The organism is Burkholderia guangdongensis (assembly GCF_013403875.1).
Lineage (GTDB): Bacteria > Pseudomonadota > Gammaproteobacteria > Burkholderiales > Burkholderiaceae > Burkholderia > Burkholderia guangdongensis.
Map to the genome: position 1 here is coordinate 16,943 of NZ_JACBNX010000038.1, position 12,622 is coordinate 29,564.

At 61.8% G+C, this 12,622-nt stretch carries 9 protein-coding genes and 1 tRNA gene; all 10 read right to left on the bottom strand.

From position 1 onward, the window contains the following. Positions 1 to 99: 99 nt before the first annotated feature. Entirely contained in the window at positions 100 to 4,371 is a 4,272-nt protein-coding gene (gene rpoC / locus HZI36_RS25785; RefSeq protein ID WP_179405505.1) for a DNA-directed RNA polymerase subunit beta', read from the bottom strand. Between the two features lie 21 nt (positions 4,372 to 4,392). Beyond that, positions 4,393 to 8,499 (bottom strand): DNA-directed RNA polymerase subunit beta, encoded by a 4,107-nt coding sequence (gene rpoB, locus HZI36_RS25790; RefSeq protein WP_179405506.1) that lies wholly within the window; start codon positions 8,497 to 8,499, stop codon positions 4,393 to 4,395. 360 nt (positions 8,500 to 8,859) lie between these two features. Then, on the bottom strand, positions 8,860 to 9,234 hold the full coding sequence (gene rplL, locus HZI36_RS25795) for a 50S ribosomal protein L7/L12 (RefSeq protein ID WP_179405507.1): 375 nt from the start codon (positions 9,232 to 9,234) through the stop codon (positions 8,860 to 8,862). 63 nt (positions 9,235 to 9,297) lie between these two features. Then, the gene (gene rplJ, locus HZI36_RS25800; protein WP_179405508.1) at positions 9,298 to 9,795 is read right to left on the bottom strand and encodes a 50S ribosomal protein L10; all 498 of its coding nucleotides are present in this window, start codon (positions 9,793 to 9,795) and stop codon (positions 9,298 to 9,300) included. Between the two features lie 293 nt (positions 9,796 to 10,088). Beyond that, positions 10,089 to 10,787 (bottom strand): 50S ribosomal protein L1, encoded by a 699-nt coding sequence (rplA, locus tag HZI36_RS25805; RefSeq protein WP_179405509.1) that lies wholly within the window; start codon positions 10,785 to 10,787, stop codon positions 10,089 to 10,091. Then, positions 10,788 to 11,219 carry a 50S ribosomal protein L11 gene (gene rplK, locus HZI36_RS25810; protein ID WP_096508991.1) on the bottom strand — a complete coding sequence of 144 codons (432 nt, stop codon included), beginning with the start codon at positions 11,217 to 11,219 and terminating at the stop codon, positions 10,788 to 10,790. A gap of 144 nt (positions 11,220 to 11,363) precedes the next feature. After that, complete coding sequence (nusG, locus tag HZI36_RS25815) at positions 11,364 to 11,921, bottom strand: transcription termination/antitermination protein NusG (RefSeq protein ID WP_179405510.1); 558 nt, start codon at positions 11,919 to 11,921, stop codon at positions 11,364 to 11,366. A 1-nt stretch (position 11,922) separates the two neighbouring features. Continuing rightward, a complete protein-coding gene (gene secE / locus HZI36_RS25820; RefSeq protein ID WP_179405511.1) occupies positions 11,923 to 12,303 on the bottom strand; it encodes a preprotein translocase subunit SecE in 381 nt (126 codons plus the stop codon). 44 nt (positions 12,304 to 12,347) lie between these two features. Continuing rightward, positions 12,348 to 12,423 (bottom strand) — tRNA-Trp (locus HZI36_RS25825). A 59-nt stretch (positions 12,424 to 12,482) separates the two neighbouring features. Further along, positions 12,483 to 12,622: EF-Tu C-terminal domain-related protein (locus HZI36_RS25830; protein ID WP_080312955.1), on the bottom strand; the 140-nt coding region annotated here is incomplete at its 5' end.

The following is a 12,622-nucleotide window of genomic DNA, read 5'->3' on the forward strand; positions in this document are numbered from 1 at the left end:
CGCGCTTCGACAAGCACACGAAAAAAAAACCGCCCAGTCGAAACTGGGCGGCTTCCTCAACAGCTCAAGCCAAACAACGGCGGCTCACACCGCCATCGTTCACTCCGCTGCCGGATGCTGATGCTGCGTCTCTTCAGCCTCCGGCGCAGCCGCAGGCTCCGCGGCCGACTCCGGCGTCCCGAACTCGAACGCCTCTTCCGCCGCGATCTGGTCGAAGCGCTCGCGATCCGACGATTCCTTCGCCTTGCGCGCCTTGTGGAACGCCAGGCCCGTACCCGCCGGAATCAGACGACCGACGATCACGTTCTCCTTCAGACCACGCAGATCGTCGCGCTTGCCCATGATCGCCGCTTCCGTCAGCACCCGCGTCGTTTCCTGGAACGAAGCCGCCGAGATGAACGAATCCGTCGACAGCGACGCCTTCGTAATACCCAGCAGAATGTTCTCGTACGACGCCGGACGCTTGTCGTCGGCGGTCATCCGGTCGTTCTCGTCCAGCATGTCCGAACGCTCGACCTGCTCGCCCGGGATGAAGCGCGTATCGCCGTTGTCGCTGATCTGCACGCGACGCAGCATCTGGCGAACGATCACCTCGATGTGCTTGTCGTTGATCTTCACGCCCTGCAGACGATACACGTCCTGCACTTCGTCCACGATGTAACGAGACAGCGCCTCGATACCCTGCAGACGCAGGATGTCGTGCGGATCCGCCGGGCCATCGACGATCATTTCGCCCTTGTTGACGACCTGACCGTCGTGCACCAGCACCTGCTTTTCCTTCGCGATCAGGAACTCGTGCTGCGCACCCTCGAGATCCGTGATCACCAGACGCTGCTTGCCCTTCGTGTCCTTACCGAACGACACCGTGCCGGTGACTTCCGCCAGGATACCCGCATCCTTCGGCGAACGCGCTTCGAACAGTTCCGCCACACGCGGCAGACCGCCGGTAATGTCGCGAGTCTTCTGCGATTCGGTCGGGATACGCGCGAGCACTTCACCGACCTGCACCTGCTGGCCGTCCTTCACGGTGATCAGTGCGCCGACCTGGAAGCCGATCTGCACCGCATGCTCCGTGCCCGGGATCTTCACTTCCTCGCCGTTCGCGTCGAGCAGCTTCACCTGCGGACGCACGCTCTTCGACGCCTGCGAACCGCGCTTCTTCACGTCGATCACGACGAGCGTCGACAGGCCGGTCACGTCGTCGATCTGCTTGGCGACCGTCACGCCTTCCTCGACGTTCTCGAACTTCACCGTACCACCGTACTCGGTGATGATCGGACGCGTCAGCGGATCCCACGTCGCGAGCTGCGTGCCCGCCTTGATCGCGTCGCCGTCGAGCTGCAGCAGCGTCGCGCCGTACGGGATTTTGTGACGTTCGCGCTCGCGGCCGATGTCGTCGGTGATCAGCGCCTCGCCCGAACGCGAGATCACGATCTGCTCGCCCTTCGCGTTCGTCACGTAGCGCATCGATGCCGTGAAGCGCACGGTACCGTTGCTCTTCGCTTCGACCGACGATGCCACTGCCGCACGCGATGCCGCACCACCGATGTGGAACGTCCGCATCGTCAGCTGCGTGCCCGGCTCACCGATCGACTGCGCGGCGATCACGCCAACCGCCTCGCCTACGTTCACGAGCGAGCCGCGGCCAAGGTCGCGGCCGTAGCACGACGCGCACAGGCCATAACGCGTTTCGCAAGTCAGCGGCGTGCGCACGCGCACTTCGTCGATGCCGAGGCGTTCGATCTCTTCGACCGCCGTCTCGTCGAGCAGCGTGCCCGATTCGTACAGCGTTTCCTGCGATTCCGGATTGACGACGTCCGCCACCGCGACGCGGCCGAGAATCCGGTCGCGCAGCGCTTCGACGACTTCACCGCCTTCGACGAGCGCCTTCATCGCGACGCCGTTCGACGTGCCGCAATCCTGCTCGACGACGACGAGATCCTGCGTGACGTCCACGAGACGACGCGTCAGGTAACCCGAGTTCGCGGTCTTCAGTGCGGTATCAGCCAGACCCTTACGTGCACCGTGGGTCGAGATGAAGTACTGCAACACGTTCAGACCTTCGCGGAAGTTCGCGGTAATCGGCGTCTCGATAATCGAGCCGTCCGGCTTCGCCATCAGGCCGCGCATCCCGGCGAGCTGACGAATCTGCACCGCCGAACCCCGGGCGCCCGAGTCGGCCATCATGTAGATCGAGTTGAACGATTCCTGGCGCGTCTCGTTGCCGTCGCGGTCGACCACCGGCTCCGTCGACAGCTGCTCCATCATCGCCTTGCCGACCGCTTCCGACGTCGCCGACCAGATGTCGACCACGTTGTTGTAGCGTTCCTGCGCGGTGACGAGACCCGACATGTACTGACGGTCGTATTCCTTCACCTTCTTCGCGGCGTCGCCGACGATCGTTTCCTTCTGCGGCGGCACGAGCATGTCGTCGACGCAGATCGAGATGCCGGCGCGCGTCGCGAGACGGAAGCCCGACTGCATCAGCTGGTCGGCGAACACGACGGTCGCACGCAGCCCGCACTTGCGGAACGCGGTGTTGATCAGACGCGAGATTTCCTTCTTCTTCAGCGGCTTGTTCAGCACCGAGAACGGCAGGCCCGGCGGCAGGATTTCCGACAGGATCGCGCGGCCGACGGTCGTCGCGTACAGCGAGATCTTCGGCACGAACTGCGGCGCACCTTCCGACGTGTCCTCGTTGCGGACCATTTCGGTGATCCGCACGTTCACGCGCGACGCGAGCTCGACTTCCTTGTTCTCGTACGCACGCAGCGCTTCCGACACGCCGGTGAACGACAGGCCTTCGCCCTTCGCATTCACGGCTTCGCGGGTCGCGTAGTACAGGCCCAGCACGATATCCTGCGACGGCACGATCGACGGATCGCCGTTGGCCGGGAACAGCACGTTGTTCGACGCGAGCATCAGCGTACGCGCTTCCATCTGCGCTTCGAGCGACAGCGGCACGTGAACGGCCATCTGGTCACCGTCGAAGTCGGCGTTGAACGCCGCGCAGACGAGCGGGTGCAGCTGAATCGCCTTGCCTTCGATCAGCACCGGCTCGAACGCCTGAATGCCGAGACGGTGCAGCGTCGGCGCACGGTTCAGCATCACCGGGTGCTCGCGGATCACCTCTTCGAGGATGTCCCACACGACCGCCGTCTGGTTCTCGACTTCCTTCTTCGCCGCCTTGATGGTCGTCGCCACGCCCATCACTTCCAGCTTGTTGAAGATGAAAGGCTTGAACAGCTCGAGCGCCATCAGCTTCGGCAGACCGCACTGGTGCAGCTTCAGCGTCGGACCGACCACGATCACCGAACGGCCCGAGTAGTCGACGCGCTTGCCCAGCAGGTTCTGACGGAAACGACCGCCCTTGCCCTTGATCATGTCGGCGAGCGACTTCAGCGGACGCTTGTTCGCGCCCGTCATCGCCTTGCCGCGACGGCCGTTGTCGAGCAGCGAGTCGACGGCTTCCTGCAGCATCCGCTTTTCGTTGCGGACGATGATCTCCGGCGCCTTCAGCTCGAGCAGACGCTTCAGACGGTTGTTCCGGTTGATCACGCGGCGATACAGGTCGTTCAGGTCCGACGTCGCGAAACGGCCGCCGTCGAGCGGCACGAGCGGACGCAGTTCCGGCGGCAGCACCGGCAGCACTTCGAGAATCATCCAGTCCGGCTTGATGCCCGAACGCTGGAATGCCTCGAGCACCTTCAGGCGCTTCGCGTACTTCTTGATCTTCGCTTCGGAGCCGGTGTTCTTCAGCTCGGTGCGCAGCGTCTCGACCTGCTCGTCGATGTTGATCGCACGCAGCAGTTCACGCACGCCTTCCGCGCCCATCTCGGCACGGAATTCGTCGCCGTATTCCTCGACCTTGTTGTAGTAATCCTCTTCGGTCATGATCTGCCGCGCCTTCAGCGGCGTCATGCCCGGATCGATCACCACGTACGCTTCGAAGTACAGCACGCGCTCGATGTCGCGCAGCGTCATGTCGAGCACCATGCCCAGACGCGACGGCAGCGACTTCAGGAACCAGATGTGCGCGACCGGCGACGCGAGCTCGATGTGGCCCATCCGCTCACGGCGCACCTTCGCGAGCGTCACTTCGACGCCGCACTTCTCGCAGATCACGCCGCGGTGCTTCAGGCGCTTGTACTTGCCGCACAGGCACTCGTAGTCCTTGATCGGCCCGAAGATCTTCGCGCAGAACAGACCATCGCGTTCCGGCTTGAACGTCCGGTAGTTGATGGTCTCCGGCTTCTTCACTTCGCCGAACGACCACGAGCGGATCTTGTCGGGCGAGGCCAGACCGATCTTGATCGCGTCGAAAACTTCTTCTTGTTGGACTTGCTTGAATAGATCGAGCAGAGCTTTCATTGCTTTCTCTCCGTAGTCCGATTAATTGCGGTCGAGATCGATGTCGATACCGAGCGAGCGGATTTCCTTCACGAGCACGTTGAAGGATTCCGGCATGCCGGCGTCGATCACGTGATCGCCCTTGACCAGGTTCTCATAAACCTTGGTCCGGCCGTTCACGTCGTCCGACTTCACCGTCAGCATTTCCTGCAGCACATACGACGCGCCGTACGCTTCGAGCGCCCACACTTCCATCTCACCGAAACGCTGGCCGCCGAACTGCGCCTTACCACCCAGCGGCTGCTGCGTGACGAGCGAGTACGGGCCCGTCGAACGCGCGTGCATCTTGTCGTCGACCAAGTGGTGCAGCTTCAGGTAGTGCATGTAGCCGACCGTCACGCGGCGCTCGAACATCTCGCCGGTGCGACCGTCGTACAGGCGGACCTGGTTCTTCGACGGGTTCATGCCGAGCTGCTGGGCGATGTCGTCCGGGAACGCGAGGTCGAGCATCTTCGACATTTCTTCCTCGGTCGCGCCGTCGAACACCGGCGTCGCGAAAGGCACGCCTTCGCGCAGGTTCTTCGCGAGCTCGACGATCTCGTCGTCGCTGAAGCTGTCCAGCTCTTCCGCGCGGCCCGACTCGTTGTAGATCTTCGTCAGGAAGACACGCAGCTCCTCGATCTTCGTCTGACGCGCGAGCATTTCGCCGATACGCCAGCCGAGGCCCTTCGCGGCCCAGCCGAGGTGCACTTCCAGAACCTGACCCACGTTCATCCGCGACGGCACGCCGAGCGGGTTCAGCACGACGTCGGCCGGACGGCCGTCGGCCATGTACGGCATGTCTTCGACCGGAACGATCTTCGACACGACACCCTTGTTGCCGTGACGGCCCGCCATCTTGTCGCCAGGCTGCAGACGGCGCTTCACCGCGAGGTACACCTTGACCATCTTCAGCACGCCCGGCGGCAGTTCGTCGCCTTGCGTGAGCTTCTTGCGCTTCTCTTCGAACGCGAGGTCGAACTGGTGACGCTTCTCTTCGATCGAGTTCTTGATCGCTTCGAGCTGCGCCGCTGCCTCGTCGTCCGCGAGACGGATGTCGAACCAGTGATAGTGGTCGAGATCCTGCAGGTAAGCCTGGTCGATCTTCGTGCCCTTCGCGAGACGCTTCGGACCGCCGTTCGCGACCTTGCCGTCGAGCATGCGCGCCAGACGCTGGAACGCGTCGCCTTCGACGATGCGCAGCTGGTCGTTCAGGTCGAGACGATAGCGCTTCAGTTCGTCGTCGATGATCTGCTGGGCGCGCTTGTCGCGCTGGATGCCTTCACGCGTGAACACCTGAACGTCGATCACGGTGCCGCTCATGCCCGACGGCACGCGCAGCGACGTGTCCTTCACGTCCGACGCCTTCTCGCCGAAGATCGCGCGCAGCAGCTTCTCTTCCGGCGTGAGCTGGGTTTCGCCCTTCGGCGTCACCTTGCCGACCAGCACGTCGCCCGCTTCGACTTCCGCACCGATGTACACGATGCCCGATTCGTCGAGACGGCCGAGCTGGACTTCCGCCAGGTTCGAGATGTCGCGCGTGATTTCTTCCGGCCCGAGCTTCGTGTCGCGTGCAACGACGTTCAGCTCTTCGATGTGGATCGACGTGTAGCGATCGTCCGCGACCACCTTCTCCGAGATCAGGATCGAATCTTCGAAGTTGTAGCCGTTCCACGGCATGAACGCGATCAGCATGTTCTGGCCGAGCGCGAGCTCGCCCAGGTCCGTCGAGGCGCCGTCGGCCAGCACGTCGCCGCGCGAGACCTTGTCGCCCATCTTCACGATCGGACGCTGGTTGATGTTCGTGTTCTGGTTCGAACGCGTGTACTTGATCAGGTTGTAGATGTCGACGCCGACTTCACCGGCAACCGCTTCGTCGTCGTTCACGCGAATCACGATACGGCCCGCGTCGACATAGTCGACGACGCCGCCACGGAACGCCTGAACCGTCGTGCCCGAGTCGACCGCGCAGGTGCGCTCGATGCCGGTACCGACGACCGGCTTCTCCGGACGCAGACACGGCACGGCCTGACGCTGCATGTTCGAGCCCATCAACGCACGGTTCGCATCATCGTGCTCGAGGAACGGAATCAGCGAGGCTGCGACCGACACGATCTGCGACGGCGCGACGTCCATGTACTGGATGCGATCCGGCGTGACCATCATCGTTTCACCGGCTTCACGCGACGACACGAGTTCGTCGACGAGCGTGCCGTCGTCGGCGACCATCGCGTTCGCCTGCGCGATCATGTAGCGGCCTTCCTCGATCGCCGACAGATAGTCGATCTGGTCGGTCACCTTGCCGTCGACGACCTTGCGGTACGGCGTTTCGAGGAAGCCGTACTCGTTCAGGTGCGCGTACAGCGCGAGCGAGTTGATCAGACCGATGTTCGGACCTTCCGGCGTTTCGATCGGGCACACGCGGCCGTAGTGGGTCGGGTGCACGTCACGGACTTCGAAGCCCGCGCGCTCGCGCGTCAGACCGCCCGGGCCGAGTGCGGAAATACGGCGCTTGTGCGTGATTTCCGACAGCGGGTTGGTCTGGTCCATGAACTGCGACAGCTGCGACGAACCGAAGAACTCGCGGATCGCCGACGAAATCGGCTTCGAGTTGATCAGGTCGTGCGGCATCAGGTTTTCGCTTTCGGCCTGGCCGAGGCGTTCCTTCACCGCGCGCTCGACGCGCACGAGACCCGCGCGGAACTGGTTCTCCGCGAGTTCGCCGACGCAACGCACACGACGGTTGCCGAGGTGGTCGATATCGTCGACTTCGCCCTTGCCGTTGCGCAGCTCGACGAGGATCTTGATCGACGCGAGGATGTCGTCGTCTTCCAGCGTCATCGGGCCGGTGATTTCGTCACGGCCGACGCGGCGGTTGAACTTCATGCGGCCGACCTTCGACAGGTCGTACGCTTCCTCGCTGTAGAACAGACGATTGAACAGCGCCTCGACCGCTTCTTCGGTCGGCGGCTCGCCCGGACGCATCATCCGGTAGATCGCGATGCGCGCGGCCGTCTTGTCGGCGGTTTCGTCGACACGCAGCGTCGACGAGATGTACGGGCCCTGATCCAGATCGTTCGTATAGAGCGTCTGGATATCCTTGATGCCCGCTTCGCGCAGCTTGTCGAGCACGCTTTCGGTCATCTCGTCGTTCGCGTTCGCGATCACTTCGCCGGTATCGCCGTCGACGACGTTCTTCGCGAGCACGCGGCCGAGCAGATAGTCTTCCGGCACCGAGATGAACTTGGTCTTCGCGGCTTCGAGGTCGCGAATGTGCTTCGCGTTGATCCGCTTGTCCTTCTGGACGATGACCTTGCCGTCGCGATCGGTGATGTCAAAGCGCGCGACTTCACCGCGCAGGCGCTCGGGCACGAACTCGAGCTGCGCGCCTTCCGGCATCAGCGTGAAGTTGTCGAACACGAAGAAGTTCGCGAGGATCTGTTCCGGCGTCAGGCCGATCGCCTTCAGCAGGATCGTGACCGGCATCTTGCGGCGACGGTCGACGCGGAAGAACAGGATGTCCTTCGGATCGAATTCGAAGTCGAGCCACGAGCCGCGGTACGGAATGATCCGCGCGGAGAACAGCAGCTTGCCCGAGCTGTGCGTCTTGCCCTTGTCGTGCTCGAAGAACACGCCCGGCGAACGGTGCAGCTGGGACACGATCACGCGCTCGGTGCCGTTGATCACGAACGAGCCGGTCGGCGTCATGAGCGGAATTTCGCCCATGTACACTTCCTGCTCCTTCACTTCCTTGACGACGGGCTTGTTCGGCGATTCCTTGTCGAGAATGACGAGGCGGACCTTCGCGCGCAGCGCGGAGCAGTACGTCAGGCCGCGTTGCTGGCATTCCTTGATGTTGAATGCCGGCGACGACAGCGCGTAGCTCACGAACTCGAGACGTGCAAATCCGTTGTGCGAAACAATGGGAAATACCGATGTAAAAGCGGCCTGCAAACCTTCAGGCTTGCGCTGTGCCGTCGAAACTTCGGCTTGCAGAAACGTGCTGAATGATTCAAGCTGGGTAGCCAGCAAGAACGGAACCTGGTGAACGATGGGGCGCTTCGCGAAACTCTTGCGAATACGCTTCTTCTCGGTGAAGGAATATTGCATACGATCTCCGAATCACGGCGGGCGATGTCGAGGCGGGATACCTGGACGCGTCAAACCCGAGTGTTCACCGACTGAGACCCGATGGCCGTCCGACGGCTTGAACGAGCCGAGAAGCTTGGTGGTTGGCCGCTACCAACCGCTGGCTGACGGCAGCGGATGCCTGTGTTGCCCGCTGCCCGACCAAACTTGCCTTCTGCAGTCGCTTCAGAAGACAAATAGAAACATCGCCTGGCGACGCTTCTATTTGGCTTCTGGGGGCGTTCGCCCGGCCTCGGTAAAGAGTGCCGAAGCGGCGTCCCCACAAAGCACAAAAAGGCCGGCGGTGAAAATACCGCCAGCCTTCGCACAGCGCGTCGAAACTTACTTGATTTCGACCTTCGCGCCGGCTTCTTCCAGCTTCTTCTTCGCTTCGTCGGCAGCAGCCTTGTCCACGCCTTCCTTGACGGGCTTCGGTGCGCCGTCGACGAGGTCCTTCGCTTCCTTCAGGCCGAGACCCGTGAGTTCGCGAACGGCCTTGATGACGGAAACCTTGTTGGCGCCCGTTTCAGCCAGAACGACCGTGAATTCGGTCTTCTCTTCAGCAGCAGCAGCAGCGCCGCCGCCTGCCGGGCCAGCGACTGCCACAGCAGCTGCCGACACGCCGAACTTCTCTTCGAATGCCTTGACCAGTTCGTTCAGTTCCAGAACGGTCATGCCTTCGACCGCTGCCAGGATGTCTTCTTTTGCGATTGCCATTTGAAATACTCCTAAATTGAATTCGGATACAGCCAGCGATCAGTGACGCTGATGCGTGTTCGCTTATGCAGCTTCGGCTTGCTTCTTCTCGGCGAGCGCGGCCAGGGCGCGCGCAAAGCCGGAAACAGGCGCTTGCATAACGAACAGCAGCTTCGAGAGCAGTTCTTCGCGGCTCGGGATGCTTGCCAGCGCTTGCACGCCAGCTTTGTCCATCACCTTGCCATCGAACGAACCAGCCTTGATGACCAACTTGTCATTGCCCTTCGCGAAGTCGTTGACGACCTTCGCAGCAGCAATCGCATCTTCCGAGATGCCGTAGATCAGGGGGCCAGTCATCTGCTCTGCCAGCGGAGCAAACGGCGTACCTTCAACGGCGCGACGCGCCAGCGTGTTCTTCAGAACGCGCAGGTACACCTGTTGCTCACGCGCTTTCGCGCGCAGCTTGGTCAGATCGCCAACCGCAATTCCACGATACTCAGCCAGCACGACGGTCTGGGCCTTCGCGACTTGCGCGGAAACCTCAGCGACGACGGCTTGCTTGTCTTCTCTATTAAGCGGCACGGTTAGCCTCCAGAAACGATACGCTCGGCACGAAACCTCACGTACCTCGTTCAACAACGGCGTCCGACCTCGTTAGGAGTATTTCCACCTCGTCGCGCGAATCGCTTCTTGCTTCGAGGCTTCACCACTGCAAAACTTTTTCGGGTTCGCCATCTGCGTTGGCTTGAATTAAGGGACCGCCTGCCTGCTGCGCTCCCACCAACGGTCTTTGATAACCGGTTGCTCGCCTTACTGCGCGGGCAACCGCCCAAAGCCCTTTGAGGCCGCTCCTGGGAGCGGCCGGAATTTCTTGCTTACTGCGCGGCCAGCGTAGCCTGGTCGACACGCACGCCGATGCCCATCGTGCTCGACAGTGCGATCTTGCGCAGGTACACGCCCTTGCTCGTTGCCGGCTTCGCCTTCTGCAGCGCTTCGATCAGCGCGGACAGGTTCGAACGCAGCGCGGTCGGCTCGAACGACGCACGGCCGATCGTCGCGTGGATGATACCGCCCTTGTCGACGCGGAACTGGACCTGACCAGCCTTCGCGTTCTTCACGGCGGTCGCGACGTCCGGCGTCACGGTGCCGACCTTCGGGTTCGGCATCAGGCCGCGCGGGCCGAGGATCTGACCCAGCGTACCGACGACACGCATCGTGTCCGGCGAAGCGATCACGATGTCGAAGTCCATTTGACCGGCCTTGATCTGCTCGGCCAGGTCTTCCATACCGACGATTTCCGCGCCGGCTGCACGTGCCTGCTCAGCCTTCTCGCCTTGCGCGAACACCGCAACGCGAACCGACTTGCCGGTACCAGCCGGCAGCACGACCGAACCACGAACCACTTGGTCCGACTTCTTCGGGTCGATGCCGAGCTGGACTGCGACGTCGATCGATTCGTTGAACTTCGCGCTCGCGCATTCCTTCACGAGTGCCAGTGCGTCTTCGATCGCGTACAGCTTCTGACGATCGACCTTAGCGGCAAATGCCTGACGGCGCTTCGAGATCTTGGCCATTTACACGCCCTCCACGGTGATGCCCATCGAGCGTGCGCTACCTGCGATGGTGCGAACGGCTGCGTCCAGATCAGCTGCCGTGAGATCCGGCATCTTGGTCTTCGCGATTTCTTCGGCTTGAGCGCGCGTGATCGAACCGACCTTGTCGGTGTGCGGCTTGCTCGAGCCCTTGTCCACCTTCGCCGCCTTCTTGATCAGGACGGTCGCCGGCGGCGTCTTCATCACGAACGTGAAGCTCTTGTCCGCGTATGCCGTGATGACCACCGGCACCGGCAGACCCGGCTCCATACCTTGAGTCTGCGCGTTGAACGCCTTGCAGAACTCCATGATGTTCAGGCCGCGCTGGCCCAGTGCCGGACCGACCGGCGGCGACGGGTTGGCTTTACCTGCAGGGATCTGCAGCTTGACAAAGCCGACAATCTTTTTTGCCATTTTGAAAACCTCGTTGGAACGCCGGGAAGGCGTTCGGTGAGTGATAACGCGCGTTCGCGGTGACGCTACTGACGCTCCTCAACGGTCAATCACGCGGACCGTAAGCGCGAAGACGGGCAGCCGAAGCTGCCCATCGAATCTTGATCAGACTTTTTCGACCTGGCCGAACTCGAGTTCGACCGGCGTGGAGCGCCCGAAGATCGTGACCGACACGCGAACACGCGACTTTTCGTAATTCACTTCTTCGACGGTGCCGTTGAAGTCCGTGAACGGACCATCCTTCACGCGAACCATCTCGCCGACTTCGAACAGGGTCTTCGGCCGCGGCTTCTCGACGCCTTCCTGCATCTGCGACATGATCTTCTCGACTTCCTTCGGGGAAATCGGGCTCGGGCGGTTACGCGCACCGCCGACGAAACCGGTGACCTTCGCGGTGTTCTTCACGAGGTGCCACGTTTCGTCCGTCATTTCCATCTCGACCAGCACGTAGCCGGGGAAGAAACGACGCTCGGTCACGGCCTTGTGGCCACCTTTGACCTCGACCACTTCTTCGGTCGGGACCAGGATCTGACCGAATTTGTCCTGCATACCGGCACGTTCGATGCGCTCCTGAAGCGCACGTTGCACGCTCTTCTCCATGCCGGAGTAGGCGTGCACGACGTACCAACGTTTTCCGCTCGGGGATACCGGACTATCACTCATATCATTTCCAACCCAGGATCGCCGAGAAAATTACCCACTCGATGGATTTGTCACTCAACCAGAGGAAAATTGCCATCACGAGCACGAAACCGAACACGACGAGCGTGGTTTGCGTTGCTTCCTTGCGAGTAGGCCAAACGACTTTGCGAACTTCCTTGTACGAATCCTTGGCAAAGGCGATGAGGGTCTTGCCAGGCGCGGACATCAGTCCGACGGCAATACCGGCAATCACACCCACCGCAAGCGCGGCGCCGCGGACATACCACTCCTGGCTACCCAGCCAGAAGAAGCCCACGAATCCGGCCAAGACCAACAATACGCCCAGGCCCAGCATCAGCTTATCGCCGGAGGTATTAACAGTTTCGACGGATGGATTCGCCATAACACCCTAAAACAAATGCCACGTCTGACAACGTGGCGATTTTTTGGCAGGGGCAGAGGGAATCGAACCCCCAACCTTCGGTTTTGGAGACCGACGCTCTGCCAGTTGAGCTATACCCCTAGACCATGTTGGGGCTGGCTTTCACCAGCCCCTAAACTGTCGATCAACGAATAACTGGCTTACTCGATGATCTTGGCGACGACGCCGGCGCCGACGGTACGGCCACCTTCGCGGATCGCGAAGCGCAGACCTTCTTCCATCGCGATCGGCGCAATCAGCTTCACCGTGATCGACACGTTGTCGCCCGGCATCACCATTT

Bases quoted from the DNA above. Each gene is read 5' to 3' on its own strand.
- rpoC (WP_179405505.1), bottom strand. From the start codon at position 4,371: ATGAAAGCTCTGCTCGATCTATTCAAGCAAGTCCAACAAGAAGAAGTT.
- rpoB (WP_179405506.1), bottom strand. From the start codon at position 8,499: ATGCAATATTCCTTCACCGAGAAGAAGCGTATTCGCAAGAGTTTCGCG.
- rplL (WP_179405507.1), bottom strand. From the start codon at position 9,234: ATGGCAATCGCAAAAGAAGACATCCTGGCAGCGGTCGAAGGCATGACC.
- rplA (WP_179405509.1), bottom strand. From the start codon at position 10,787: ATGGCCAAGATCTCGAAGCGCCGTCAGGCATTTGCCGCTAAGGTCGAT.
- rplK (WP_096508991.1), bottom strand. From the start codon at position 11,219: ATGGCAAAAAAGATTGTCGGCTTTGTCAAGCTGCAGATCCCTGCAGGT.
- nusG (WP_179405510.1), bottom strand. From the start codon at position 11,921: ATGAGTGATAGTCCGGTATCCCCGAGCGGAAAACGTTGGTACGTCGTG.
- secE (WP_179405511.1), bottom strand. From the start codon at position 12,303: ATGGCGAATCCATCCGTCGAAACTGTTAATACCTCCGGCGATAAGCTG.